Raw genomic sequence first — 26,632 nt, 5'->3', positions numbered from 1 at the left:
CGGGCACCGGCCGGGAACAGGCCGGCGGCTTGCGACGGGGGAGGGTTTGAATGGAAATTTTGGGTAAGGATGCTATGAAAACAATCAAGCGAGCCCTCACGGGCGTGCTGGCATGCAGCGGATTGCTCTTTGCCGGTGCCGCCCTGGCGGTCGGTGATAGCCCGGGCGGCCCCCGCGTCAACGAGATCAACTTTCAGCCGCCGGTCACGAAAATCGCCGAGGAGCTCTACGATCTCCACACGATGATGCTGATCCTGTGTACGGTGATCTTCGTCGGCGTGTTCGGCGTGATGTTCTATTCGATCTTCGCGCACCGCAAATCCAAAGGCCACAAGGCCGCCAATTTCCATGAAAGCACGACCGTCGAGATCATCTGGACGATCGTGCCGTTCGTCATCGTCGTGCTGATGGCGCTGCCGGCGACGAAGGCCGTCGTCGCGATGAAGGACACGACGAACGCCGATCTCACGATCAAGGTCACCGGCTACCAGTGGAAGTGGGGCTACGACTATGTGAAGGGCCCGGGCGAGGGCATCGGCTTCCTGTCGACGCTGAGCACCCCGCGCGACGAAGTGATGGGCAAGAAGCCGATCACCGACACCTATCTGCAGGAAGTCGACAACCCGCTCGTCGTGCCGGTCAACAAGAAGATCCGCATCATCACGACCGCGAACGACGTCGTCCACTCGTGGTACGTGCCCGCGTTCGGCGTGAAGCAGGATGCGATTCCCGGCTTCGTGCGCGACACGTGGTTCAAGGCCGACAAGGTCGGCACCTTCCGCGGTTTCTGTACTGAGCTGTGCGGCAAGGAACACGCGTACATGCCGGTCGTAGTCGTTGTCCTGTCGGAAGACGACTACGCGAAGTGGGTCACCGCGCAGAAGGCCAAGATGGCCGGCGCGGCGGTCGATCCGAACAAGGTCTACACGATGGCCGAACTCGTCGCGCACGGCGAGGAAGTCTACAAGGCGAACTGCGCGGCCTGCCACCAGGTGAGCGGCAAGGGCCTCGGCGCGTTCCCGGCGATGGACGGCAGCCCGATCGTGAACGGCCCGATCGCCGGCCACGTCGAGCGCGTGCTGCTGGGCAAGGGCGCAATGCCGTCGTGGGCATCGCTGTCGGACCTCGACATCGCATCGGTCATCACGTACGAGCGCAATTCGTGGGGCAACCACAAGAACGACCTGCTGCAGCCGAAGCAAGTGGCTGACGCGCGCAACGGCAAGATGCCGGAAGACGCGGCAGGCGCAGCGGCGTCGGCCGAAGCGGCTTCGGCACCGGCGCAAGCCGCGTCGGGCGCAGCCGAGCAGCCGGCGGCAGCGTCGGCATCGGCCGCGCTGTCGACGATCTACTTCGAGACGGGCAAGAGCGTGCTGCCGGCCGACGCGAAAGCGGCGATCGCCGCCGCGGCCGACTATGCGAAGGCACATCCGGACGCGAAGCTCGCGCTGTCGGGCTTCACCGACAAGACGGGCTCGGCCGACGCGAACGCCGAACTGGCGAAGCATCGCGCGCAAGCCGTGCGCGACGCGCTGAAGGCAGCAGGCGTGGCGGAAGACCACATTATTCTCAAAAAGCCGGAAACGATCTCGGGCGGGGCAGACGCGAAGGAAGCCCGGCGTGTCGAGATCGGGCCGGCGGCTTGACGTGTCGCTGAGTTAGTCGACGTATTCGCATTAGGAGATTCTCATGTCTAGCATCGGGCACGACGTAGCCGCGGACCACGCGCACGACGACCACGCGCACGAAATGCCGCACGGCTGGCGGCGCTGGCTGTTCGCCACCAACCACAAGGACATCGGTACGCTGTACCTGCTGTTCTCGTTCATCATGTTCCTGTCGGGCGGCGTGATGGCGCTCGGCATCCGTGCCGAACTGTTCGAGCCGGGCCTGCAGATCATGCGTCCGGAGTTCTTCAACGAACTCACGACGATGCACGGCCTGATCATGGTGTTCGGCGCGATCATGCCGGCGTTCGTCGGCTTCGCGAACTGGATGATTCCGCTGCAGATCGGCGCGTCCGACATGGCGTTCGCGCGGATGAACAACTTCAGCTTCTGGCTGCTGCCGGTCGCGGCAGTGCTGCTGGTCGGCTCGTTCTTCGCGCCGGGCGGCGCGACGGCCGCCGGCTGGACGCTTTACGCGCCGCTGTCGACGCAGATGGGCCCGGGCATGGACTTCGCGATCTTCGCGGTGCACATCATGGGCGCGTCGTCGATCATGGGCGGGATCAACATCGTCGTGACGATCCTGAACATGCGCGCGCCTGGCATGACGCTGATGAAGATGCCGATGTTCGCATGGACGTGGCTGATCACGGCCTACCTGCTGATCGCCGTGATGCCGGTTCTGGCAGGCGCGATCACGATGGTGCTGTTCGACCGCCACTTCGGCACGTCGTTCTTCAACGCGGCAGGCGGCGGCGACCCGGTGATGTACCAGCACATCTTCTGGTTCTTCGGCCACCCCGAGGTGTACATCATGATTCTGCCGGCGTTCGGGATCGTGTCGCAGGTGATCCCGGCGTTCTCGCGCAAGACGCTGTTCGGCTATAGCTCGATGGTGTACGCGACGGCTTCGATCGCGATCCTGTCGTTCATGGTCTGGGCGCACCACATGTTCGCCACGGGCATGCCGGTCACCGGGCAGCTGTTCTTCATGTACGCGACGATGCTGATCGCCGTGCCGACGGGCGTGAAGGTGTTCAACTGGCTCGCGACGATGTGGCGCGGCTCGATGACGCTCGAAACCCCGATGCTGTTCGCGATCGGCTTCCTGTTCGTGTTCACGTTCGGCGGCCTGACGGGCCTGATGCTCGCGATGGCGCCGCTCGACATCCAGTATCACGGCACCTACTTCGTGGTGGCGCACTTCCACTACGTGCTGGTGGCGGGTTCGTTGTTCGCGCTGTTCTCGGGCTGGTACTACTGGGCACCGAAGTGGACGGGCTGGATGTACAACGAGACGCGCGGCAAGATCCACTTCTGGGCGTCGATGATCTTCTTCAACCTGACGTTCTTCCCGATGCACTTCGTCGGTCTCGCGGGCATGCCGCGTCGTTATGCGGACTACCCGGCGCAGTTCACGGACTTCAACCAGGTTGCGACGATCGGCGCATTCGGCTTCGGCCTCGCGCAGGTGTACTTCCTGTTCGCGGTCGCGCTGCCGGCCTACCGTGGCGGCGGCGATCTGGAAAAGGCGTCGGACAAGCCGTGGGACGGCGCGACGGGCCTCGAGTGGACGGTGCCGAGCCCGGCTCCCTTCCACACGTTCGAGCAACCGCCGCACGTCGAGTAAGTTTCACAGTGCGCTTAGCCGCTGCCTGCCGCGCAGGCAGGCGCGGCGGGCGCCGAACCGAAGTTTCAGATGACCCGGAATCCACAAGAAAGACGAACGCCCGAGCAGATCCGCGCGGGCAACAAGCGGCTCGGCCTCATCCTGCTCGTCATCGCCGCCGTTTTTTTTGTGGGTGTCGTGATCAAGCAGTGGTGGCTGTCCACTCACTGATGCAGTAACTGACGCAGTAGCGAGGAAGTTGTCGTATGTCGAAGCCGGAAGAGGGCGCCGTCGATCGCGCGTTCAATCGTTCGATGCTGGTGAAGCTCTTCGTCGTGGCCGGGCTGATGTTCGGTTTCGGCTTCGCGCTGATCCCGATGTATCGGGCGATCTGCCAGATCACCGGCATCAACAACCTGGTGCAGCGCGACGTCAGCGAGCGCGAGGTGAAGAACTCGCAGGTCGACACCAGCCGCACGGTGTCGGTCGAGTTCGATGCGAACGCGCGCGGCCCGCTCGGTTTCAAGCCGGAGCACAACAGCCTCGACGTGCATCCGGGCGAGCTGACGACGATCGTGTACGACGTGACGAACGGGCAGGGCCGGCCGGTCGTTGCACAGGCGATTCCGAGCTACGCGCCGAAGCAGGCGACGGAGTTCTTCAAGAAGATCGAATGCTTTTGCTTCACGCAGCAGACGCTGGCCGCGCACGAGTCGCGCAAGATGCCGGTGGTGTTCGTGATCGATCCGAAACTGCCGAAGGACGTGAAGACGATCACGCTGTCGTACACGTTCTTCGAGCTGAATACGCCGGCCGCGCCGGCGACGCGCAGTACCGCGGCGCAGGGCGCGGCGAAGCCGGATGCATGACGACGGAGACGGGGCGATGACGGAGGGTAAGCGGGGCGGGTCGTTCGGCCAGGCGGTGAAAGCGGTGCTGTGGTCGTTCTTCGGGGTGCGCAAGCGGCGCGACCTGGAAGCCGACGCGACGCAACTCAACCCGCTGCACGTGCTGATCGTCGCGTTGATCGCGGCCGGCGTGTTCATCGGCGTGCTGATCCTGATCGTGCGTGCCGTCGTGGGCTGAGGCCTGACGCCCGCGGTCACGAAAGAATGCAGTGCGCAGCGCCGCGGCGCTGCGTGCAGGAAAGAGCGGTGGCGGTCGCGCCGCGCAAGAAATAAAGCCGGAGCGGTTTCCGGTACACAAATTGGACTGAAGTGGAGAATCAAGCATGAGCGGTCAAAACCAGACCCCGTACTATTTCGTGCCGCATCCGTCGCACCATCCGATCAGTGCGGCCATCGGGCTGCTGGTCATGCTCGGATCGACGGCGCTGTGGATCAACGGTCACGACTGGGCGCCGTTTACGGCGCTGCTCGGCCTGCTGTGGTTGCTCTTCACGCTGTATCACTGGTTCGGCGACGCGATCGCCGAATCGGAAGGCGGTCAATACGGCAAGAACGTCGACAAGTCGTACCGCTGGAGCATGAGCTGGTTCATCTTCTCCGAAGTCATGTTCTTCGGCGCGTTCTTCGGCGCGCTGTTCTATGCACGTGAAATCGCGCTGCACCAGCTCGGCAGCCTCGACTACAAGCTGATCTGGCCGGACTTCTCCGCCGTGTGGCCGAACGAAGGCCCCGCCGCGCTCGCCGGTCACTTCAAGACGATGGGCCCGTGGCCGGTCCCGACGATCAACACGGCATTCCTGCTGTCGTCGGGCGTGACGCTGACGATCTCGCACCACGCACTGCGCGACGATCATCGCAAGAAGGCGATCGCATGGCTGGCCGCGACGCTCGCGTTCGGTATCTGCTTCCTGTTCCTGCAGGGTTTCGAGTACTACCACGCGTACAACGAACTGAACCTGACGCTGAACTCGGGCGTGTACGGTTCGACGTTCTTCCTGCTGACCGGCTTCCACGGCTTCCACGTGTTCCTCGGCGGCACGATGCTCGCGGTGGTGCTGGTGCGGATGATCCGCGGCCACTTCAAGCCCGATCACCACTTCGCATTCGAAGGCGCCGCGTGGTACTGGCACTTCGTCGACGTCGTCTGGCTCGGCCTGTACGTCGTCGTCTACTGGCTGTAAATGGAAAGACGGCCCGCGCAGCAATGCGCGGGCCGTTTTCATTGGTGTCGGCCCCGCAGCGGCTGGCTGCGAATCGACACCACCCTGGCGCCGCCGCGACTCAGTCAGGCGGCGCTTTTGCTTGGTGGCGCGGCCATGCGGCGAAATGTCACATCGGTTGCAGCAGGCCGCGGCGACAAAAGCGTCAACGCCCGATCGGCAGGCCGGTCGAATGGATCCAGCCCATCCAGTTCGCGAGCAGGATGAACAGGAACAGCGAGACCGACAGCCCGACGCGGGTGGCGAGCGACCAGACCATGCGTTTCGTGTGGCCGCGGTCGCGCATCATGAAGTAGAGCGCCGAGCCCATGCTGGCAATGATGAGGACGAAGGCGATGGGAACGAGTATGTGCATGACGCGAACCGGACGACGGCAATTCGAAAGGAAGAGGATAATTATCGCACTTCGTTTTCGCGAATGTGCCGGGCGGGCCGCACGATGAAGATTCGCTGGCTGCCTGCGCTGCTGATTCTCGTCGTCGTCGCGGTCACGATCCGTCTCGGTTTCTGGCAGCGCGATCGCGCGCACCAGAAGGAAGCGCTGCAGGCGAGCATCGAGCGCTACGAGCATGCGGCGCCCGTCGATGTCGGCGCGCAGCCGGTTCCGCTCGCGTCGATCGAGTTTCATCGCGTGCGTGCGAAGGGCCGCTTCTTGTCCGAGCAAGCGGTGTTTCTCGACAATCGGCCGTATAACGACCAGCCGGGTTTTTACGTCGTGATGCCGTTTAAACTCACGGGCGGCGGCGTCGTGCTCGTCAACCGCGGCTGGCTGCCGCGCAACATCGCCGATCGCACGGCGATCGAGCCGTTCGCGACGCCCGCGGGCGACGTCGAGATCGTGGGCATCGCGCGCGCGGACGCGTCGCGTGCGTTCGAGCTCGGCGAAGGCGGGTCGGCGGCGCACCAGAAGATCCGGCAGAACCTGGACGTTGCCGCGTATGCGAAGGAAACGGGGCTGCCGCTTCAGCCGTTCGTGATCCAGCAGACGAGCGACGACGGCGACAAGCTGGTGCGCGACTGGCCGGCGGCGGCGACCGGCGTCGAGCGCAATTACGGTTACATGTTTCAGTGGTGGGCCATGGCGGCGGCCGCGCTCGGCTTCGGCCTGTACGCCGCGCGGCGTGCGGCGAAGAAGTCGGCCGGCGCGTGAGCGCCATGCCAGGACGCGGCGCAAGCGCCGCGGGTTCGTTTCGAGAGGTCTGATTTGTCCATGCAATCTTCCCGTCAGGGTCCGGCCGCTGCGCCGTCGCCTGCGGCCCGCAAGCGCGGCCGCTGGATGCTCGTGCTGCTCGGTCTCGTGTGCGCGGCGCCGATGCTCGCGTCGTACTTCACCTATTACGTGATCAAGCCGAAGGGCGGTTCGACGAACTACGGCACGCTGATCGAGCCGCAGCGGCCGATCCCGGCCGATCTGCAGGTCACCGACGAAACCGGCAAGACGGTGCCGCTGTCGTCGCTGCGCGGCGTGTGGCTGTTCGTGATGACCGACCGCAGCGCGTGCGACGACACATGCGCGCAGAAGCTCTATTTCATGCGCCAGATTCGCGTCACGCAGGCCGGCGAACGGCACCGGATCACGATGGTGTGGCTGCGCAGCGATGCGGGCGCGATGCCGCAGAAGGTGCTGGAAGCCTATCCGGACACGCGCCGGCTCGTCGCCGATCCGGCCGCGGTGGCCGCGTGGCTGCCGGCCGACGCCGGCACGAAGGACAGCGACCATATCTACATGGTCGACCCGAACGGCAACCTGATGATGCGCTTCCCGAAAGACCCGAATCCCAGCAAGATCAAGTCGGACGTGACGAAGCTGCTGAAGTGGTCGAGCATCGGCTAAGGCAATACAACGAGGCACCATTCCGATGTCGTATCTACTGCAACTCGGCCTGATCGGCTTCTGCATCGCGCTGCTGCCGCTGTCGTACGTGTGGGTGAAGGCCGACGACGACAAGTTCCGCAAGCTCGTGTGGATCACCACGTTCCTGACCCTCGACCTGGTGATGTTCGGCGGTTTCACGCGGCTGACCGATTCGGGGCTCGGCTGCCCCGACTGGCCCGGCTGCTACGGCACGTCGTCGCCGTTCATCGCGCACGCCGCGATCTCGGCCGCGCACCAGGCGATGCCGACGGGCCCCGTCAGCATGACGAAGGCGTGGATCGAGATGATCCACCGTTATTTCGCGATGGCGATCGGCGTGCTGATCATCGCGCAGGTCGTGATTGCATGGGCCGCGCGGCTGCGCCGCCGGCCGCTGCACGTGTCGCCGTGGTGGCCGACGAGCCTGCTGCTGCTGATTCTCGTGCAGGGCGCCTTCGGTGCGTGGACGGTCACGATGAAGCTGCAGCCCGTGATCGTCACGATCCACCTGCTGCTCGGCCTCATGCTGCTCGGCACGCTCGGCTGGCTCGCGGCGCGGCAGACGCCGCTGCCGTCTCATGACCCGGAGGCCGGGCGCTATCGCGCGGCCGCGCTGGCGGCGCTCGTGCTGCTCGTCGTGCAGATCGCGCTCGGCGGCTGGGTGAGCACCAACTACGCGGTGCTCGCGTGCACCGATTTCCCGACCTGCAACGGCCAGTGGATTCCGCCGATGGACTTCCAGCACGGCTTCCACCTGTGGCGCGCGCTCGGGATGACGAAGGACGGCGATGCGATCACGCAGGATGCGCTGGTCGCGATCCACTGGACGCACCGCACGTTCGCGTTCGTCGTGGTCGCGTACCTGGTCGCGTTCGCGCTGAAGATGCGCCGCTTCGAATCGCTGCGGCGCCCCGCGAACGGCGTGCTGCTGGTCGTCCTGCTGCAGTTCGTGACGGGCCTGACCAACATCGTGCTGCAGTGGCCGCTGCCGGTCGCCGTCGCGCACAACGGCGGTGCCGCGATCCTGCTGCTGCTCGTCGTCATGTTAAACTTTCGCATCCTTTCAAGCCGCCCCGGCCGTGTCGCGCAGCCTGCGCGCGACGCCGCCCCGGCGTGACCGCCCCCATGCAAAGCACCCTCTCCCAATCGCCCGGTAGCCGCTTTTCCCAGTACATGGCGCTGACGAAGCCGCGTGTCACGCAGCTCGCGGTGTTCTGCGCGGTGATCGGCATGTTCCTCGCGACGCCGGGCATGGTGCCGTGGCATGTGCTGATCGGCGGCACGGTCGGCATCTGGCTGCTGGCCGGCGCCGCATTCGCGATCAACTGCCTCGTCGAACAGAAGATCGACGCGATGATGCGCCGTACCGCATGGCGCCCGTCCGCGCGCGGCGAGATCACGACGCCGCAGATCCTGGTGTTCTCGGCCGTGCTCGGCAGCGTCGGCGCATGGACGCTCTACACGTTCACGAATCCGCTGACGATGTGGCTGACGATCGCGACGTTCGTCGGCTACGCGGTGATCTACACGCTGCTGCTCAAGCCGATGACGCCGCAGAACATCGTGATCGGCGGCGCGTCGGGCGCGATGCCGCCGGCGCTCGGGTGGGCCGCGGTCACCGGCGCGGTGCCCGGCGACGCGTGGATCCTCGTGCTGATCATCTTCGTGTGGACGCCGCCGCATTTCTGGGTGCTCGCGCTCTATCGCCGCAAGGATTACGAGAGCGCGGGGCTGCCGATGCTGCCCGTCACGCACGGCGAGAAGTTCACGCGGCTGCACATCCTGCTGTACACGGTGATCCTGTTCGCGGTCACGCTGATGCCGTTCATCTCCGGGATGAGCGGGGCTGTCTACCTGACGAGCGCGGTGCTGCTCGGCGCGGTGTTCCTCGCGTATGCGTGGAAGATCTACCGCGACTATTCGGACGAACTCGCCCGCAAGGCCTTCCGCTATTCGATCGTCTATCTGTCGCTGCTGTTCGCCGCGCTGCTCGTCGATCACTATGCACGCCCGCTGCTCGGCGTGTAACCGCACGGTTTGAACGCAATGCTCCATACACGGTTCGGGCGCCGCGCGCGCCAAGGCTGGATGCTCGCGTGCGCATTCACGGCGGCGCTGCTGCTCGCCGGATGCGACAACGCGCCGAAATTCCAGAATCTCGACATCACCGGCAACACGCAGTTCGGCAACGACTTCTCGCTGCCCGATACGGCCGGCAAGGTGCGCACGCTCGCCGACTTCAAGGGCCGTGCTGTCGTGATGTTCTTCGGTTATACGCACTGCCCGGACGTGTGCCCGACCACGATGGCCGAGCTGTCCGAGGCGCTGAAGCAGCTCGGGCCCGATGCCGCGAAGCGCGTGCAGGTGCTGTTCGTCACCGTCGATCCGGAGCGCGACACGCCGGCGCTGCTCGGCCAGTACGTGCCCGCGTTCGATCCGTCGTTCATCGGCCTGCGGCCGACCGACGAAGCGGCGCTGAAGAAGGTCACGAAGGATTTCCGCGTGTATTACGCGAAAGTGCCCGGCAAGACGCCCGGCAGCTACACGATGGATCACACCGCCGCGAGCTACGTGTTCGATCGCGATGGCAAGCTGCGCCTGTTCGTGCGCGACGGCCAGGGCCCCGGCCCGTGGGTCCACGACCTGAGGCTGCTGGTCGACTGACCGGCATTCGTCGGGCGCCCGGCCCGGCGTTTCGCGTGACGGCCGTGTTGCGCCGTCATGCTTTCCCTCTTCCCCTTGTCGTTTGCATGCGCTGCCCGCCGAGCGGCGCGTCGGCACGCGCGTGCGTGCCGTGCAGGCGTCGCGTTACGGCAGTGCCGGCACGTTGAAGCCGGATGCGGCGCGCGTGATCCGGAATTCCGTCACGCGATACGTCGCGAGCCCCTCGGTGACGAACGGATCGGTCTTCAGGATCGCATCCAGCTCGTCGCGATCGATGCGGGCCGCGAGGATCACGCCGCCTTCGCGCGGCACCTTCGGCCCGGCCGCGATGAAGATGCCCTTGTCGAACAGTGGCTGCAGATACGCACGGTGGCGTTCGAGCGCGTCGTCGATGCGCTCGAGCGATGCTGCGTAGTGGATGTCGATGACGTACATGGATGGCCCTGGAATTATGCCGGCGCTTCGCGCGCCGGCCAGCCGGTCTTTGTAGCACAGCGGATGCGGGCTGTCGCGCCGGCGGGTGCGTTGCGGGGCGACGGCGCTGGCGGCCTGTCGCCGCGCCGGGCCGGCGAGCGGGCGCTCGAACCCGCGTTCGGCACGAAGGCGGCCGGCGAAGCGGTGGAGGCGTGGCGCGGGCTGGTTGATGCGCGCCACGCGCAAACGCAACTAACGGCCAGGTCGCGCGTTGTCCGCCAGCACCGCTGCGGTGCATACCCATATGAGCGGGATGTATTTCACTTCCCGCGGATCCTGTGACACCATTTGCCCCTTCCTGCGAGTCGGGGGATACCCGTATCGCGCCCCATTTCCAGTAAGCAAGAAAGCGAGAAACAGATGAAGCGTCGCAGTCTCCTGAAGGTATTTTCCGTGCTGGCCGCCGGTGCAGCGCTGACGCTGTCGGCGGGCGCGCACGCCGAGGACAAGGTGATCAAGGTCGGCACGGTCGCCGGCCCGGATGCGGAAGTGTGGCAGCTCGTGCAGAAGGTCGCGAAGGAGAAGGAAGGCCTGAACGTGAAGGTCATCGAGTTCAACGACTACGTGCAGCCGAACGCGGCGCTCGACTCGGGCGACCTCGACGCGAACAGCTTCCAGCACCAGCCCTACCTCGACAGCCAGGTGAAGCAACGCGGCTACAAGATCGTCAGCGCGGGCCTGACCTACATCTCGCCGATCGGCGTGTATTCGAAGAAGTTCAAGTCGCTGAAGGACCTGCCGCAAGGCGCGAAGCTCGCGGTGCCGAACGATCCGTCGAACGAGAACCGCGCGCTGCTGCTGCTGCAGACGCAAGGCGTGATCAAGCTGAAGTCGGGCGCCGGCACGGGCGGCAACAACGCGACGGTGCTCGACATCGCCGAGAACCCGAAGAAGCTGAAGATCTCCGAACTCGACGCAGCGCAACTGCCGCGCGTGCTGTCGGACGTCGACGCGGCCGTGATCAACACGAACTACGCGCTGGCCGCGAACCTGCAGCCGACCAAGGATGCGATCGCGCTCGAAGCGCTGACGAGCCCGTACGCGAACCTGATCGCCGTGCGCGCGAAGGACAAGGATCAGCCGTGGGTGAAGAAACTGGTCAAGGCGTACCAGTCGCCGGAAGTGCGGGAATTCATCAAGAAGCAGTTCAAGGGCTCGATGGTCGCGTCGTTCTGAACGCCGCACACCGGTCGGACCGCTGAACGAAAAGGGCCTGCATCGCGCTGGCCCTTTTTCATTGGCGCGGCCGGTGGACGGCCGCGCGGTGCGCCGCGTTCAACGCCGGATTACATGTCGCCGCGCCGCGAGCAGATCGCCATGATCTGCTGGATCGCGTAGTTGTCGCGCACCCCCGGCAGCGACTGCACGACGCACTCGTGAAAGCGCCGCTCGCGCGGCAGCAGCATCGCGTTGTTGCGGTACAGCGCGTCGCAGGAGCGCTGGATCAGCTGGGCCGCGGCGCCGTTGCGGCTTTCGCGCAGCGCGCCGAGCATGCACTCGTCGTATTGCGCATAGCCGTCGGTCAGCGCGAATGCCGCGCCCGGCAGCGCCAGCGCGACGGCGGCGAATGCGATTGCACGGACTCCCCGTTTCATGTGCCCTCCGATGGTGTCGCCTGGGTCGGCCGACAGCATAACGTAAAGCCGTCAACGCGGCTGACGCGTTGTGGCGATGTTGACCGAAACCGCCGCCGGCCGGGCTTTGCACGCGGTTGCGGGCACCGGCGGGCGGCGCAATCCGGCACGCCGGGCGAAAGCGCGGAGTCAGGCGGTGGTCTGCGGAAATGGTATCCTCGTGCGTTCGCCGCTACGCACCTTCCCGGGGTGTACGCGGGCCGGCCGCCGCCGAGTTTTACGCGTGGCGGCGCCCGCCTGACGGCGGCGGGAATCCATCATCCAGAACCGACACAATACGGGGGAGACTCACCCATGAAGCGATTCAAGACTTTCGCGATCCGTTCGATCACGGCCGGCGTGGCCGCGCTCGCGCTGGCAGGCGCCGCGCACGCACAGACCGTCAAGGTGCTGTCGATCGTCGATCACCCGGCGCTCGATGCGATCCGCGACGGCGTGCGTGCCGAACTGAAGGCGGAAGGCTACGGCGACGACAAGCTCAAGTGGGAATACCAGAGCGCGCAGGGCAATACGGGCACGGCCGCGCAGATCGCGCGCAAGTTCGTCGGCGACAAACCCGACGTGATCGTCGCGATTGCGACGCCGGCCGCGCAGTCGGTCGTCGCGGCGACGAAGAGCGTGCCGGTCGTCTATTCGGGCGTGACCGATCCGGTCGCCGCACAGCTCGTGAAGGGCTGGGGCCCGTCGGGCACCAACGTGACGGGCGTGTCCGACAAGCTGCCGCTCGATCGCCAGGTCGCGCTGATCAAGCGCGTCGTGCCGAATGCGAAGACGGTCGGCATGGTCTACAACCCGGGCGAGGCGAATTCGGTCGTCGTCGTGAAGGAGCTCAAGGAGATCCTCGCGAAGCAGGGGATGACGCTGAAGGAAGCGGCCGCACCGCGCACCGTCGACATCGGCCCGGCCGCGAAGAGCCTGATCGGCAAGGTCGACGTGATCTACACGAACACCGACAACAACGTCGTGTCCGCGTACGAAGCGCTCGTGAAGGTCGCGAACGAAGCGAAGATCCCGCTCGTCGCCGGCGACACCGACAGCGTGAAGCGCGGCGGCATCGCGGCGCTCGGCATCAACTACGGCGACCTCGGCCGCCAGACGGGCAAGATCGTCGCGCGCATCCTGAAGGGCGAGAAGCCGGGCGCGATCGCGTCGGAGACGAGCAGCAACCTCGAGCTGTTCGCGAATACGGGCGCGGCCGCGAAGCAGGGCGTCACGCTGGCGCCGGATCTCTTGAAGGACGCGAAGACGGTCATCAAGTAAGCCGCGGCCCGACCGCCGCGCTTGCGGGCCCGATCCGGGCCTGAACGACATCGCCGGACGGGCGGCTCCCACCCGGGGCCGCCCGTTCGCTTCACCCGGCCGTACACGTCCGGCCGGGAAGCAACAGGATTTCCCCATCATGTCTCTGTTCTCGTTTCTGGGCGCGCTGGAGATCGGCCTGATCTTCAGTCTCGTCGCCCTCGGGGTGCTGATCTCGTTTCGCATCCTCAACTTCCCCGACCTCACCGTCGACGGCAGTTTTCCGCTCGGCGGCGCCGTCGCCGCGACGCTGATCTCGGCCGGCTACAACCCGTTCTCCGCGACGGTGCTCGCGATCGTCGCGGGCGCGCTGGCCGGCTTCATCACGGGCTGGCTCAACGTGCGCCTGAAGATCATGGATCTGCTCGCCAGCATCCTGATGATGATCGCGCTGTATTCGGTGAACCTGCGGATCATGGGCCGGCCGAACGTGCCGCTGATCACCGAGCCGACGCTGTTCACCGTGCTGCAGCCCGACTGGATGCCAGACTACGTGCTGCGCCCGGCGCTGCTCGCGATCGTCGTCGTGGTCGCGAAGCTCGGCCTCGACTGGTTCTTCTCGTCGCAGCTCGGCCTCGCGATGCGCGCGACCGGCGCGAACCCGCGGATGGCGCGTGCTCAGGGCATCGCGACCGGCCGCGCGACGCTTGCCGGGATGGCGCTGTCGAACGCGCTCGTCGCGCTCGCAGGCGCCTTGTTCGCGCAGACGCAGGGCGGCGCGGACATCTCGATGGGGATCGGCACGATCGTGATCGGGCTGGCCGCGGTGATCATCGGCGAGACGCTGCTGCCCGCGCGCCGGCTGGTGCTGACGACGCTCGCCGTCGTGCTCGGCGCGATCGTCTACCGCTTCTTCATCGCGCTCGCGCTGAACAGCGAATTCATCGGCCTGAAGGCGCAGGACCTGAACCTCGTGACGGCCGCGCTCGTCACGATCGCGCTGGTGCTGCCGGCAACGCGCAAGAAGCTGTTCGCGCGCAAGAACGGAGGGGCATGACATGCTGTCCGCACAAGACCTGAAACTCACGTTCAATCCCGGCACGCCGATCGAGACGCGCGCGCTGCGCGGGCTGTCGCTCGAGATTCCCGACGGCCAGTTCGTCGCGGTGATCGGCTCGAACGGCGCCGGCAAGTCGACCTTCCTCAATGCGGTCAGCGGCGACCAGCGTGTCGATGCGGGGCGCATCGCGATCGACGGCGCGGACGTCACGCGCCAGCCCGCGTGGGACCGCGCGCACCTCGTCGCGCGCGTGTTCCAGGATCCGATGGCCGGCACCTGCGAGGCGCTGACGATCGAGGAGAACATGGCGCTCGCGATGGCGCGCGGCGTGCGGCGCGGCTTCCGGGCCGCGCTCGACCGGCCGTCGCGCGAGCTGTTCCGCGACAAGCTGCGGCTCCTGAACCTCGGCCTCGAGAACCGGCTGACCGATCGGATCGGGCTGCTGTCGGGCGGCCAGCGGCAGGCCGTGAGCCTGCTGATGGCGTCGCTGCGGCCGTCGCGGATCCTGCTGCTCGACGAGCACACGGCCGCGCTCGACCCGAAGACAGCCGCGTTCGTGCTGGAACTGACCGCGCGCATCGTCGCCGAGAGCCGGCTGACGACGATGATGGTCACGCACAGCATGCGGCAGGCGCTCGACTACGGCGACCGCACGGTGATGCTGCACCAGGGGCAGGTCGTGCTCGACGTGTCGGGCGACGCGCGCAAGGGGCTCGACGTGCCGGACCTGCTGCAGATGTTCGAGAAGGTGCGGCACGAGCAGCTCGACGACGACGCGTTGTTGCTCGGCTGACGGATGGCAGGCGGGCTGGCGCGGTGCTGCGAGGTGCTGCATCGTGCCGGTTTGCGTGAGGTTTGCATGCCGATACGGCCGGGCGATTCGGCGCGCGTGCGTCGCAGCGGGCCGGATGGTTGTGGCGGCGGGCGCGGGCAGCACGATTCGGCCGCGCCCGATCCGGCGTGCCGTAACATGACGGGCGCGCCGGCTTTTCCCCTGTTTTTCCTCTGACAAAAACCGGTTACGCACCGGTGCTGTGCGACGCGAGCGCATTGCCATATACTGTATATCCATACAGTTGTGGGTGGCGTCATGCTCGCATCCTCCATTTCTCCCGAATCCCTTCATCCATCGCTCTGGCGCGGTTCGCAACTCGCGCGCGGCGGTCCGCGCACGATCGACACCGGCTTCGCGCCGCTGTCCGCCGAGCTGCCGGGCGGCGGCTGGCCGGTCGGCGGGCTCGTCGAATTGCTGGCCGCGCAGCCGGGCTGCGGCGAGATGCGGCTGCTCGCGCCCGCACTCGCACGCACCGTCAGCGCCCGGCGTCCGCTCGCGCTCGTCGCGCCGCCGCAATCGCCGCATGCGACCGCGCTCGCCAGTCTCGGCGTGCCGGCCGACGCGCTGCTGTGGCTGCGTGCCGGCAGCCGCACGGATGCGTTGTGGGCCGCCGAGCAGGCGCTCAAGACCGGCTGTTGCGGCGCGCTGCTGCTCTGGCAGGACCCGCGGCCCGATGCGCTGCGGCGCCTGCATCTCGCGGCCGCGCGCACGGGCGACACGCTGTTCGTGATGCTGCGCCCGCTGTCGGCCGCGCGGCAGCCGTCGCCGGCCGTGCTGCGCGTCGCGCTGCATCCCGTGCCGGGCGGCGTGTCGCTCGATATCGTCAAGCGTCGCGGGCCTGCGCGCGGCGAGCCGCTCGTGCTCGACCTGCCGTCGCCCATCGTGGAGAGTCGTTATGCGCGTCTTGCTCGGCATCCATCTGCCGCGCCTGCCGCTCGACGTGTGCGCCCCGCAGCCGTCTGATGCAGCGGCCGGCGGCGCTGGCTGCGCGGTGCTCGAGCAGGGCGTCGTGCTGATCGCCGATGCGGCTGCGCGCCGGCAAGGCGTGCGCGCGGGCATGAAGCGCGGCGGCGTGCTGACGCTCGCGCCCGAGACGCAGCTCGTCGAACGCGATCCCGCGCGCGAGGCCGATGCGCTGCGCGCGGTCGCGCTCGCGTTGCTGCGCTTCTCGCCATGCGTCGCGCTCGACGACGAAGCCACGCTGATCGTCGACGTCGGCCCGAGCCTGCGCCTGTTCGGCGGCCTGCCGTCGCTGTGCCGCCAGGTGCGTCCGACGCTCGCGGCGCTCGGCTATGCGGCGCGCCTGTCCGCCGCGCCGACCGGGCGCGGTGCATGGCTGCTCGCGCGTGTCTCGGCCCGCGCGCGGATCCGGCGCCGGGTGGCCGCTCCTGCGTCGCTGGTTCGCGCGCTCGATGGGCTGCCGTGCGTGCTGTTGCCCGATGCGCGTCCGTATGCGGGCTGGTTCGACGGCCTCGGTTGCCGCACGCTCGCCGATCTGCGCCGCCTGCCGCGCGCGGGGCTGCAGCGCCGCTGCGGTCCCGCGCTGCTGGCCGCGCTCGATCGCGCGTACGGCGATGCGGTCGAGCCGCTTGCGTGGATGGCGGTGCCGCCCGTGTTCGACGTGCGGCTCGAATTGCCGGAGCGCGTCGAATACGCGGAAGCCGTGCTGTTCGCCGCGCGGCGGCTCGTCGTGCAGCTCTGCGGCTGGCTGGCCGCGCGGCAACTGTCGCTGGCCGCGATGACGTTCGAGCTCGAGCACGAGCGCGGCCGCCAGGCCGTGCCGCCGACACCGCTCGAACTTGCGTTCGCCGCACCCGTGCGCGACGAGGCGCACTTCATGCGGCTGCTCGGCGAGCGGCTCGCGCGCGTCGAGTTGCCGGCCGCGGTCATTGCGGTGCGTCTGAAGGCCACGCGCGTCGAATCGGTCGCGCCGCCGGCCGACGATCTGTTTCCCGAGCCGGGCGGCACGCGCGAGACGCGCGCGCGGCTGTTCGAACTGCTGGTCGCGCGGCTCGGCGCGGAGAACGTGCTGCGCGCGGCGCCTGTCGCCGATCATCGGCCCGAGGCCGCGAACCGCTGGCTGCCGCTCGATGCGCAGGCCGGCAAGCCGGCCGCTGGTCCGCCGGCCGTGCCGCCGCGTCCTGCATGGCTGCTGGCCGAGCCGCTGCCGTTGTTGATGCGTGAGAACAGGCCGGTATTTCATACGCCGCTCAGGATGATGTCGTCGGTGGAACGGATCGAGGCAGGGTGGTTCGACGGTCAGCTCGCTGCACGCGATTACTGCGTCGCGCAGGACGAGGCCGGTGCGTGCTACTGGGTGTTCAAGGAGCGGGCGTGGAGCGAGGCCGAGCCGCGCTGGTTCCTGCACGGTCTGTTCGGGTGAAGGCGATGGCTATGGAGTACCAGTTTCTTCCCGACTACGTGGAGCTGTTCTGTCGTTCGAACTTTTCGTTCCTGCATGGCGCGTCGCATGCGGAGGAATTGGTCGAGCGTGCGTTCGAGCTCGGCTATCGCGGGATCGCGATCACCGACGAATGCTCGCTCGCGGGCGCGCCGCGCATGCATGTCGCGGCGAAGGCGAAAGGGCTGCCGCTCGTCATCGGTTCGTATTTCGAAGTCACGCCGGATGACGTCGCACCGGGCCACGATCCGGGCCCCGGTGCGTTCGGGCTCGTGCTGCTTGCGCAGAACCGCGAGGGTTACGGCAACCTGTCCGAGCTGATCTCATGGCGGCGGATGGCATCGCCGAAGGGCACGTATCGACTGACGTCGCGGATGCTGTCGGTGCCGCCCGAGGAGTTTGCGCACTTGCGCGGAATACCCGACTGCTTCGCGATTCTCGTGTCCGCGTATCCGGTGCGTGCGGACGTGCTCGATGCGCAGGTCGCATGGTTTCGCGCGACATTCGGCGAGCGTGCGCGGCTAGGGCTCGTGCAGTTGCAGCGCGCGCTGGACGGTGCGCAGCGCGAGGAGATTCGTGCGGCCGGCGCGCGGCGCGGCGTGCGCATCGTTGCGCTTGGCGACGTGACGATGCACCGGCGTTCGTGCAAGGCGCTGCAGGACGTGATGACGGCGATCCGCGTCGGGATGCCGGTTTCGGAATGCGGCTATGCGCTCGCGCCGAATGCCGAACAGCACCTGCGTTCGCGGCAGCGTATCGGGCAACTGTTTTCGCCTGAAGAGATCGCGGAAACGTGCGCGATGCTCGATGCGTGTCATTTTGAACTCGATTCGCTGCGCTACGAGTATCCCGACGAGATCGTGCCGAAGGGGCTCACGCCGACGAGCTATCTGGAGCAGGAAACCAGGGCTGGGGCGGCCGAGCGCTATCCGCGGGGTATTCCGGAGAAAGTGGAGAAACAGATCCGGTATGAACTCGACCTGATCGCGAAGCTGAGCTACGAACCGTTCTTCCTGACCGTCTACGACATCGTCAAATACGCGCGCAGCCAGAACATCCTGTGCCAGGGACGCGGCTCGGCAGCGAACTCGGTCGTCTGTTATTGCCTCGGCATCACCGAGGTGAACCCCGAACAGAGCACGATGCTGTTCGAGCGCTTCATCAGCGAGGAACGCGGCGAGCCGCCCGATATCGACGTCGACTTCGAGCATCAGCGTCGGGAAGAAGTGATCCAGCATATCTATGAAAAATACGGACACGATCGCGCCGCGCTCGCCGCTGCCGTATCGACGTATCGCCCGCGCGGCGTGCTGCGCGAAACCGGCAAGGCGCTCGGCGTCGATCCGATGCTGGTCGATCGCGTTGCGAAAGGGCACCGCTGGTTCGACGGCAGCCGCGATCTGCTGCAGAAGTTCGCGACGACCGGGCTCGATCCCGAAACGCCGCTGATCCGCGCATGGGCCGAACTGGCGGGGCGATTGCTCAATTTCCCGCGCCACCTGTCGCAGCACTCCGGCGGCTTCGTGATCAGCCGCGGCAAGCTCACGCGGCTCGTGCCGGTCGAGAACGCAGCGATGGACGGGCGGCGCGTGATCCAGTGGGATAAAGACGATCTCGAGGCGCTCGGACTGATGAAGGTCGACGTGCTGGCGCTCGGCATGCTGTCGGCGCTGCATCGCGCGTTCGACATGCGCACCGCATGGCGCGGGCCGCCGGAGCCGGGCGGCGAGCCATTCACGCTGAAACACATTCCGCAGGATGACGAAGCGACCTACGACATGATCTGCCGCGCCGACACGGTCGGCGTGTTCCAGATCGAATCGCGCGCGCAGATGTCGATGCTGCCGCGCCTGCGGCCGCGCAATTATTACGATCTGGTGATCGAGGTGGCGATCGTGCGGCCGGGGCCGATTCAGGGCGGAGCGGTGCATCCCTATCTGAAGCGGCGGCAGGGCATCGAAAAGGTCAGTTACCCGAAGGAAGATCTGAAGCCCGCGCTCGAGCGCACGCAGGGTGTGCCGATCTTCCAGGAGCAGGTGATGCAGGTCGCGATGATCGCGGCCGGCTTCACGCCCGGCGAAGCCGACCAGTTGCGTCGCGCGATGGCCGCGTGGAAGCGCAAGGGCAATCTGGAGCAATATCACCGCAAGATCGTCGACGGGATGCGCGAGCGCGACTATCCGCCCGAATTCGCCGAACAGATCTTCGAACAGATCAAGGGCTTCGGCGATTACGGTTTCCCCGAAAGCCACGCGGCGAGCTTCGCGAAGCTCGCCTACGCCAGCAGCTGGCTCAAATGCCACGAACCGGCGATCTTCCTCGCCGCATTGCTGAACAGCCAGCCGATGGGTTTCTACCCGCCGTCGCAACTCGTGCAGGACGCGAAGCGCCACGGTGTGCAGGTCCTGCCGATCGATGTCACGCAAAGCGGCTGGGAAGCATCGCTCGAAGCGCTACCCGGCCAGCTGCCGCCGCACGGCCAGCCTGCCGTGCGGCTCGGCCTGTCGCTCGTGCGCGGCCTCGGCGAAGCCGCCGCGCGCCGCATCGAAGCCGCACGCGCGGCGGGCCCGTTCGAGAACGTCGACACCCTCGCGCGCCGCGCGCAGCTCGAACGCCGCGACCTCGAAGCGCTCGCCGCCGCGAACGCGCTCGTGACGCTCGCCGGCCATCGCCGCGATGCGCTGTGGCAAGCCGTCGCCGCGGCGCCGGAGCGCGACCTGCTCGCCGCCGCGCCGATCGATGAGGCTGAGAAGCCCGCGCTCGGCGCGCCGTCGGAGGCTGACGACATCCTCGCCGACTATCACACCACCGGCCTCACGCTGAACCGCCACCCTGTCGCGCTGCTGCGGCCCGAACTGCGCGCGCGGCGGCTGTCGTCCGCGGCCGAACTGCACGACCGTCCCGACGGCCGGCTCGCGCGCGCGTGCGGGCTCGTGACCGCGCGGCAGATGCCGGGCACCGCGAAAGGCGTGATGTTCATGACGCTCGAGGACGAAACAGGCTGCGTGAACCTGATCGTCCGGCCTGAACTGCTCGCGCGGCAGCGCCGCGAAACCCTCGATTCGCGGCTGCTCGCGGCGTCCGGCGTGTGGCAGGTCGCGAGCGACGTGAGGCACCTCGTCGTGCAGCATTTCGAGGATCTGACGCCGCTGCTCGGCGGCCTGCGCACGTCGAGCCGGGAGTTCCACTGACTCCCCCGACGCGTGCCGCCGGCCCGCGCGGCGCTTCGCCCCACGATGCATACCAGTCGGCTCAACTGGTTCTATTTCGGTCTCATACTTGCCCCCGAAACCTGGCTGAAACGTGCATTGGAACTGTCCCCTTGCATACCACTCCGGGTAAATCCCTACCTCGCATTGTGTTGTAAACAAAGGCTTTCCAGGCACTAAAACGCTTGCGCAGCAAGGCTTCCGGCGATTTCGGCACATCTAATACCAGTTCGTTGACTGGTATTATGGTGGTTATATAATGCGTTCACTTTCGACGGCCCGAGGTCGTCGTCCGACACCCGGAGGCACATGGAAACCGGCTGGTCCGAACTGGCGCCCGATCCCCTCAGCGATACGCCGCTCTATCTGCAGCTCGCCCGCAACCTGGCGAGCGCGATTCACGGCGGCGCGTGGCGGGCCGGCGAGGCGCTGCCGTCGGAGCGGCTGCTGTCGGTGTCGGTCGGCGTATCGCGGATCACGGCCCGCCGCGCACTCGCGCTGCTGGTCGAGCAGGGGCTGATCACGCGGGCGCGCGGTGCGGGCAGCTTCATCACGCCGCGCGTCGCCGATCCGCTGTCGCGTCTCGTCGGCTTCACCGCGAAGATGCAGCAGCGCGGCTTCATGCCCGATTCGGTGTGGCTGTCGCGCAAGTTGCGTACCGCGAGCCGCGACGAGATCGTGCATCTCGGCCTCGCGCCGGGCGCGACGGTTGCTCGGCTCGAACGGCTGCGCCGCGCGGACGGCATCGTGATGGCCGTCGAGCATTCGACGCTGCCGGCCGCGGTGGTGCCCGATCCGCAGGCGCTCGGTGCGTCGCTGTACGAATACCTGGAAGCGCGCGGCATGGTCGTCGTGCGCGCGCTGCAGCACTTTCGCGCGGTGAACGCGACGCGCGAGATCGCGAAATGGATGGCGGTGAAGCCGGGCGCGGCGCTCCTCGTGATCACGCGCATCGGCTACGGCGCCGACCAGCGCGCGATCGAAGTGACCGAATCGTATTGCCGCGACGACTACTACGACTTCGTCGCCGAACTGAAACGCTGACGCGCGAGACTGCTCGCGCGCGCCATGCGCGACGCAACGACACGAATTTGCAAATCACGACGCGGATGCCCGCGTCACCAGATCATCAAGAGAACGTCATGCTGACTGGAAACATCCTCACCCCCGCCGGCTGGATTCACGGTTCGCTCGACAGCGAGAACGGCCGCATCACCACGCTCGACGGTCCGCCCGCCGATCCCGCGCAGAACGACTCGCCATACATCCTGCCCGGCTTCATCGACCTGCATGTGCACGGCGGTGGCGGCGCCGACGTGATGGAAGGCGGCGACGCGATCGAGACGATCGCCCGCACGCACGCGCAATTCGGCACGACGAGCCTGCTCGCGACGACGATGACCGCGCCGCGCGACGAACTGATGAAGGTCGTCGGCAACCTCGGCAGCGTCGCGCGCACCCGCACGCCAGGCGGCGCGCGCGTGCTCGGCGTGCACCTCGAAGGGCCGTACATCAACCCCGGCAAGCTCGGCGCGCAGCCCGACGCGGCCGTGTCGGCCGTGCTCGACGAAGTGCTGAAGTACCTGTCGATCGCGCCGATCCGCGTCGTCACGCTCGCACCGGAAATCGCCGGCCACATCGAGATCATCGGCGAGATGGCCGCGCGCGGCGTGCGCGTGCAGCTCGGCCACTCGCTCGCGACCTACGACGATGCCGTCGCCGCGCTCAAGCACGGCGCATGCGGTTTCACGCACCTGTTCAACGCGATGTCGCCGCTGCATCACCGCAACCCGGGCCTGGTGGGCGCGGCGCTTGCGCATGCCGAATACGCGGAAATCATTCCCGACCTGCTGCACGTGCATCCGGGCGCGATTCGTGCTGCGCTGCGCGCGATCCCTCGCCTGTACGTCGTGACCGACAGCACGTCCGCAACCGGCATGCCCGACGGCGAATACCGGCTCGGCAGCCAGCACGTGACGAAGTGCCTCGGCGGCGTGCGGCTCGCGGACGGCACGCTCGCCGGCAGCACGCTGACGATGGACCAGGCGCTGCGCAACCTCGTGTCGCTCGGCCTGCCGATCGCCGACGTGTCGAACCGGATGTCGCGCTATGCGGCCGACTACCTCGGCATCGCCGATCGCGGCCGTCTCGAGCGCGGCGCATGGGCCGACCTCGCGGTGTTCGATCGCGACCTGAACCTCACCGCGACCTATGTCGAAGGAGAATCGATTGTCGAATATGCTTAAGGAAGCGCGCGAGTCCGCCCAGGTCGTCGCCGCGCAAATCGCCGACACCACGCGCGTCGAAGCGCTCGCCGGCCAATTGCTCGATCACCCGCCGGCCGTCGCGCTGACGGTCGCGCGCGGCAGCTCGGATCACGCCGCGAGCTATTTCGCGAGCCTGACGATGAGCCGCCTCGGCGTGCCGGTCGCGTCGCTGCCGATGTCGGTCGCGACGCTGCAGCAGGCGCCGCTGAAGGTGCAGGATCAACTCGCGATCGCATTCTCCCAGTCGGGCCAGAGCCCCGACCTCGTCAACACGATGGCCGCGCTGCGCGAAGCCGGCGCGCGCACCGTCGCCGCCGTCAACGTGCTGCCGTCGCCGCTCGCCGATGCGTGCGAGCACCAGTTGCCGCTGCTCGCCGGCCCCGAACTGTCGGTTGCCGCGACCAAGAGCTATATCGCGATGCTGTCGCTGTCCGCGCAGATCGTCGCTTACTGGCAGCGCGACGCCGCGTTGATGACCGCGCTGCGCGGCTTGCCCGACGTGCTCGCGCAGGCCGGCCGGCTCGACTGGTCGCAGGCCGTTGCCGCACTCGCGGGCGTCGAGCGGATGATCGTGATCGGCCGTGGCCTCGGTCTCGCGATCGCGCAGGAAGCCGCGCTGAAGCTGAAGGAAACGTCCGGCATCCAGGCCGAGGCGTTCTCGAGCGCCGAAGTCCGTCACGGCCCGATGGAACTGATCGATCGCGACTATCCGCTGCTCGTGTTCGCGCCGCCGGGGCCCGAACAGGCCGGCCTGCTGCAACTCGCGCAAGACATGCGCGCGCGCGGCGCCGCCGTGCTGCTCGCGGCGCCCGCCGGCACGCCCGGCCTGTCGGGCACGGTGCTGCCGCTCGCGCAGTCCGCCCATCCGGCGCTCGACCCGATCGCCGCCATTCTTTCGTTCTACGTGATGGCGGCGGATCTCGCCGTCGCGCGAGGCCGCAATCCCGACACGCCGCGCCACCTGAACAAAGTCACCGAAACGCACTGATAGCCGAGACAGCCGATGAGACGCGCCGAGGAGTCCCAGTTGAACAGCCCCACCCACGATCAGATCGTCCTGCTTGCCCCGCTGACGGGGCCGATCGTTCCGCTGGCCGACGTGCCCGATCCGGTGTTCTCCGGCGGGATGTTCGGCGACGGCATCGGCATCGACCCGCTCGCGGGCAAGCTCGTCGCGCCGTGCGCGGGCATCGTGTCGCATCTCGCGCGCACTGGCCACGCGGTGACGATCACGACGCCGCAAGGCGCGGAAGTGCTGTTGCACATCGGCATCGACACCGTCGAGCTGAACGGGCAGGGCTTTACCGCGCACGTCGAGGCCGGCGCACGCGTCGAAGCGGGCGATCTGCTGATCGAGTTCGACCAGGACGCGGTCGCGCGCAGCGCGCATTCGCTCGTGTCGGTGATCGCGATCGCGAACTCCGAGGCGTTCGAGGTCGTCGATCGCGCGAGCGGTTTCGCGACGGCCGGCGAGACGCCGCTGCTTGCGCTGCGCGGCAAGGGCGAAGCGGCCGCGCAAGCGGCGCAGGTCGGCGCGGCCGCGCACAACGAAGTGCGCCGCGAAATCGTGCTGGCGCAGCCGGGCGGCCTGCATGCGCGGCCGGCCGCGCGTGCGCGTGAGGCCGTGCGCGGGCTCGACGCGACCGTCGACGTGCTGTTCGACGGCCGCAAGGCGTCGATCGCGAGCGTCGTCGGCCTGCTCGGTCTCGGCGCCGGCGAAGGCGCGACGGTCGAACTGGTCGGCCGCGGCGCGCATGCGCAGCAGGCCGTCGATGCGGTCGAGCACGAACTGCTGCGCGAAGCGCACGGCGAGGTCGAGGAAAAGCCGGCACGGCTGAGGTCGCCCGCGCCGCAGACGGTCGCGCGCAACGTCGGCGCGCCGATCGACCCGAACACGCTCGTGGGCGTATGCGCGGCCCCCGGCATCGCCGTCGGCACGCTGGTGCGTCTCGACGATGCGGAAATCGTGCCGCCCGAGCAGGCAGCCGGCACGCCGGCCACGGAAAGCCGCCAGCTCGACCAGGCGCTGAAGGCTGTCGACGGCGAACTCGACGAAACGGTGCGCAGTGCATCGGCGCGCGGCGCGGTCGGCGAAGCGGGCATCTTCGCGGTGCATCGCGTGCTGCTCGAGGACCCGACGCTGATCGACGCGGCACGCGACCTGATCAGCCTCGGCAAGAGCGCGGGTTTCGCATGGCGCGCGACGATCCGCACGCAGATCGACACACTGTCGAAGCTCGACGACGCGCTGCTCGCCGAACGCGCGGCCGACCTGCGCGACATCGAGAAGCGCGTGCTGCGCGCGCTCGGCCACACGAACGGCGCGGCGCGGGCGCTGCCCGACGAGGCCGTGCTCGCGGCCGAGGAATTCACGCCGTCGGACCTGTCGTCGCTCGATCGCCAGCGCGTGACCGCGCTCGTGATGGCGCGCGGCGGCGCGACGTCGCACGCGGCGATCATCGCGCGGCAGCTCGGCATCCCGGCGCTGGTGGCGGTCGGCGAAGCGCTGTATGCGATTCCGGACGGCACGCAGGTCGTCGTCGATGCGAGCGCGGGCCGTCTCGAACACACGCCGACCGCGCTCGACGTCGAACGCGCGCGGCACGAGCGCCAGCGCCTCGAAGGCGTGCGCGAGGCGAACCGGCAGCTGGCCGGCGTTGCCGCCGCGACGGCCGACGGCCGCGCGATCGAGGTCGCCGCGAACATCGCGACGCTCGACGACGCGAACACCGCGGTCGACAACGGCGCGGACGCGGTCGGCCTGCTGCGCACCGAGCTGATGTTCATCCATCGCCAGGCCGCGCCGACGGTCGTCGAACACCAGCAGAGCTACCAGTCGATCGTCGACGCGCTGCAGGGCCGCACGGCGATCATCCGCACGCTCGACGTCGGCGCCGACAAGGAAGTCGACTACCTGACGCTGCCGCCCGAACCGAACCCGGCGCTCGGCCTGCGCGGCATCCGCCTCGCGCAGGTGCGCCCCGATCTGCTCGACGACCAGTTGCAGGGCCTGCTCGCGGTGAAGCCGTTCGGCGCGGTGCGCATCCTGCTGCCGATGGTTACCGACGCGGGCGAGATCGTGCGGCTCAGAAAGCGCATCGACGAGTTCGCGCGCGCGCAGGGCCGCACCGAGCCGATCGAGGTCGGCGTGATGATCGAGGTGCCGTCGGCCGCGCTGCTGGCCGACCAGCTCGCGCAACACGCGGATTTCCTGTCGATCGGCACCAACGACCTGACGCAGTACACGCTCGCGATGGACCGCTGCCAGGCCGACCTGGCAGCGCAGTCCGACGGCCTGCATCCGGCCGTGCTGCGTCTGATCGACATCGCGGTGCGCGGCGCCGCGAAGCACGGCAAGTGGGTCGGCGTGTGCGGCGCGCTCGGCGGCGATCCGCTCGCGGTGCCGATTCTGGTCGGCCTCGGCGTGACCGAGCTGTCGGTCGACCCGGTAGCGGTGCCGGGCATCAAGGCGCGTGTGCGCCGTCTCGATTACCAGTTGTGCCGTCAGCGCGCGCAGGATCTGCTCGCGCTCGATTCGGCACAGGCGGTAAGGGCAGCAAGCCGCGAGGTCTGGCCGCTCGACTGAACGT

At 67.6% G+C, this 26,632-nt stretch carries 25 protein-coding genes; 22 read left to right on the top strand and 3 right to left on the bottom strand.

Translation table 11 applies throughout. The features are described from left to right. The first annotated feature begins 50 nt into the window (after positions 1-50). From coxB to GD429_RS30350, 6 genes are all read left to right on the top strand, one after another. Positions 51-1,646, top strand: a complete 1,596-nt coding sequence (gene coxB / locus GD429_RS30370) for a cytochrome c oxidase subunit II (RefSeq protein ID WP_152862596.1) — start codon at positions 51-53, stop codon at positions 1,644-1,646. Positions 1,647-1,689: 43 nt separating this feature from the next. Beyond that, a complete protein-coding gene (gene ctaD, locus GD429_RS30365) occupies positions 1,690-3,297 on the top strand; it encodes a cytochrome c oxidase subunit I (protein WP_034179108.1) in 1,608 nt (535 codons plus the stop codon). Positions 3,298-3,366: 69 nt separating this feature from the next. After that, positions 3,367-3,507 (top strand): cytochrome oxidase small assembly protein, encoded by a 141-nt coding sequence (locus GD429_RS40730; protein ID WP_034179107.1) that lies wholly within the window; start codon positions 3,367-3,369, stop codon positions 3,505-3,507. A gap of 35 nt (positions 3,508-3,542) precedes the next feature. Then, complete coding sequence (locus GD429_RS30360) at positions 3,543-4,145, top strand: cytochrome c oxidase assembly protein (protein WP_152862594.1); 603 nt, start codon at positions 3,543-3,545, stop codon at positions 4,143-4,145. Between the two features lie 16 nt (positions 4,146-4,161). Then, positions 4,162-4,362, top strand: coding sequence for a DUF2970 domain-containing protein (locus tag GD429_RS30355; protein WP_047899090.1), 201 nt, complete (start codon positions 4,162-4,164; stop codon positions 4,360-4,362). 145 nt (positions 4,363-4,507) lie between these two features. Further along, positions 4,508-5,365 carry a cytochrome c oxidase subunit 3 gene (locus tag GD429_RS30350; RefSeq protein WP_034179104.1) on the top strand — a complete coding sequence of 286 codons (858 nt, stop codon included), beginning with the start codon at positions 4,508-4,510 and terminating at the stop codon, positions 5,363-5,365. A 184-nt stretch (positions 5,366-5,549) separates the two neighbouring features. Here GD429_RS30350 and GD429_RS30345 read toward each other — a convergent pair whose 3' ends face one another. After that, positions 5,550-5,759, bottom strand: coding sequence for a twin transmembrane helix small protein (locus tag GD429_RS30345; protein ID WP_152862592.1), 210 nt, complete (start codon positions 5,757-5,759; stop codon positions 5,550-5,552). An 84-nt stretch (positions 5,760-5,843) separates the two neighbouring features. Here GD429_RS30345 and GD429_RS30340 point away from each other — a divergent pair, with 84 nt between their 5' ends. Genes GD429_RS30340 through GD429_RS30320 form a run of 5 tightly spaced genes read left to right on the top strand, consistent with a single transcriptional unit; the run spans position 5,844 to position 9,923 of the window. Next, positions 5,844-6,554 (top strand): SURF1 family protein, encoded by a 711-nt coding sequence (locus tag GD429_RS30340; protein WP_193727235.1) that lies wholly within the window; start codon positions 5,844-5,846, stop codon positions 6,552-6,554. Positions 6,555-6,614: 60 nt separating this feature from the next. Next, the gene (locus GD429_RS30335) at positions 6,615-7,238 is read left to right on the top strand and encodes an SCO family protein (protein WP_152862588.1); all 624 of its coding nucleotides are present in this window, start codon (positions 6,615-6,617) and stop codon (positions 7,236-7,238) included. 25 nt (positions 7,239-7,263) lie between these two features. Beyond that, entirely contained in the window at positions 7,264-8,376 is a 1,113-nt protein-coding gene (locus GD429_RS30330) for a COX15/CtaA family protein (RefSeq protein ID WP_152862586.1), read from the top strand. 8 nt (positions 8,377-8,384) lie between these two features. Further along, positions 8,385-9,287 (top strand): heme o synthase, encoded by a 903-nt coding sequence (gene cyoE / locus GD429_RS30325; protein WP_048247036.1) that lies wholly within the window; start codon positions 8,385-8,387, stop codon positions 9,285-9,287. A gap of 18 nt (positions 9,288-9,305) precedes the next feature. Next, positions 9,306-9,923 (top strand): SCO family protein, encoded by a 618-nt coding sequence (locus GD429_RS30320; protein ID WP_152862584.1) that lies wholly within the window; start codon positions 9,306-9,308, stop codon positions 9,921-9,923. A 144-nt stretch (positions 9,924-10,067) separates the two neighbouring features. Here the strand turns inward: GD429_RS30320 and GD429_RS30315 are convergent, their stop codons facing one another. Then, a complete protein-coding gene (locus GD429_RS30315) occupies positions 10,068-10,358 on the bottom strand; it encodes a YciI family protein (protein WP_152862582.1) in 291 nt (96 codons plus the stop codon). 399 nt (positions 10,359-10,757) lie between these two features. Between GD429_RS30315 and GD429_RS30305 the strand changes: the two genes are divergently transcribed. After that, on the top strand, positions 10,758-11,573 hold the full coding sequence (locus GD429_RS30305) for a MetQ/NlpA family ABC transporter substrate-binding protein (RefSeq protein WP_034179096.1): 816 nt from the start codon (positions 10,758-10,760) through the stop codon (positions 11,571-11,573). Between the two features lie 110 nt (positions 11,574-11,683). Here GD429_RS30305 and GD429_RS30300 read toward each other — a convergent pair whose 3' ends face one another. Further along, entirely contained in the window at positions 11,684-11,992 is a 309-nt protein-coding gene (locus GD429_RS30300; protein ID WP_047899082.1) for a VF_A0006 family four-cysteine protein, read from the bottom strand. Positions 11,993-12,325: 333 nt separating this feature from the next. Between GD429_RS30300 and GD429_RS30295 the strand changes: the two genes are divergently transcribed. The 10 genes from GD429_RS30295 to ptsP all read left to right on the top strand — a co-directional run bounded on the left by GD429_RS30295 (position 12,326) and on the right by ptsP (position 26,628). Continuing rightward, positions 12,326-13,291: an ABC transporter substrate-binding protein gene (locus GD429_RS30295; protein ID WP_152862580.1), complete on the top strand. Its 966-nt coding sequence runs from the start codon at positions 12,326-12,328 to the stop codon at positions 13,289-13,291. Between the two features lie 139 nt (positions 13,292-13,430). Next, on the top strand, positions 13,431-14,327 hold the full coding sequence (locus GD429_RS30290; RefSeq protein WP_152862578.1) for an ABC transporter permease: 897 nt from the start codon (positions 13,431-13,433) through the stop codon (positions 14,325-14,327). A gap of 1 nt (position 14,328) precedes the next feature. After that, a complete protein-coding gene (locus GD429_RS30285) occupies positions 14,329-15,123 on the top strand; it encodes an ABC transporter ATP-binding protein (RefSeq protein WP_152862576.1) in 795 nt (264 codons plus the stop codon). Between the two features lie 297 nt (positions 15,124-15,420). Then, complete coding sequence (gene imuA, locus GD429_RS30280) at positions 15,421-16,128, top strand: translesion DNA synthesis-associated protein ImuA (RefSeq protein ID WP_152862573.1); 708 nt, start codon at positions 15,421-15,423, stop codon at positions 16,126-16,128. After that, a complete protein-coding gene (locus GD429_RS30275; protein WP_152862572.1) occupies positions 16,061-17,548 on the top strand; it encodes a Y-family DNA polymerase in 1,488 nt (495 codons plus the stop codon). The genes imuA and GD429_RS30275 overlap by 68 nt, the downstream gene beginning before the upstream one ends. Before the next feature lie 5 nt (positions 17,549-17,553). After that, entirely contained in the window at positions 17,554-20,757 is a 3,204-nt protein-coding gene (locus GD429_RS30270; RefSeq protein ID WP_152862570.1) for an error-prone DNA polymerase, read from the top strand. A 327-nt stretch (positions 20,758-21,084) separates the two neighbouring features. Next, complete coding sequence (locus GD429_RS30265) at positions 21,085-21,819, top strand: GntR family transcriptional regulator (protein WP_034179089.1); 735 nt, start codon at positions 21,085-21,087, stop codon at positions 21,817-21,819. Between the two features lie 98 nt (positions 21,820-21,917). Next, a complete protein-coding gene (nagA, locus tag GD429_RS30260) occupies positions 21,918-23,021 on the top strand; it encodes an N-acetylglucosamine-6-phosphate deacetylase (RefSeq protein ID WP_152862568.1) in 1,104 nt (367 codons plus the stop codon). Beyond that, entirely contained in the window at positions 23,014-24,030 is a 1,017-nt protein-coding gene (locus GD429_RS30255) for an SIS domain-containing protein (RefSeq protein ID WP_152862621.1), read from the top strand. Before nagA ends, GD429_RS30255 begins: the two co-directional genes overlap by 8 nt. A gap of 15 nt (positions 24,031-24,045) precedes the next feature. Then, positions 24,046-26,628, top strand: coding sequence for a phosphoenolpyruvate--protein phosphotransferase (gene ptsP, locus GD429_RS30250; protein ID WP_152862566.1), 2,583 nt, complete (start codon positions 24,046-24,048; stop codon positions 26,626-26,628). Positions 26,629-26,632: the final 4 nt, after the last annotated feature.

The sequence above is a fragment of the Burkholderia sp. BE17 genome (assembly GCF_009362305.1).
Lineage (GTDB): Bacteria > Pseudomonadota > Gammaproteobacteria > Burkholderiales > Burkholderiaceae > Burkholderia > Burkholderia pyrrocinia_C.
The sequence above is the reverse complement of the archived record's forward strand: the minus strand, read 5'-3'. Positions and strand labels throughout refer to the sequence as shown.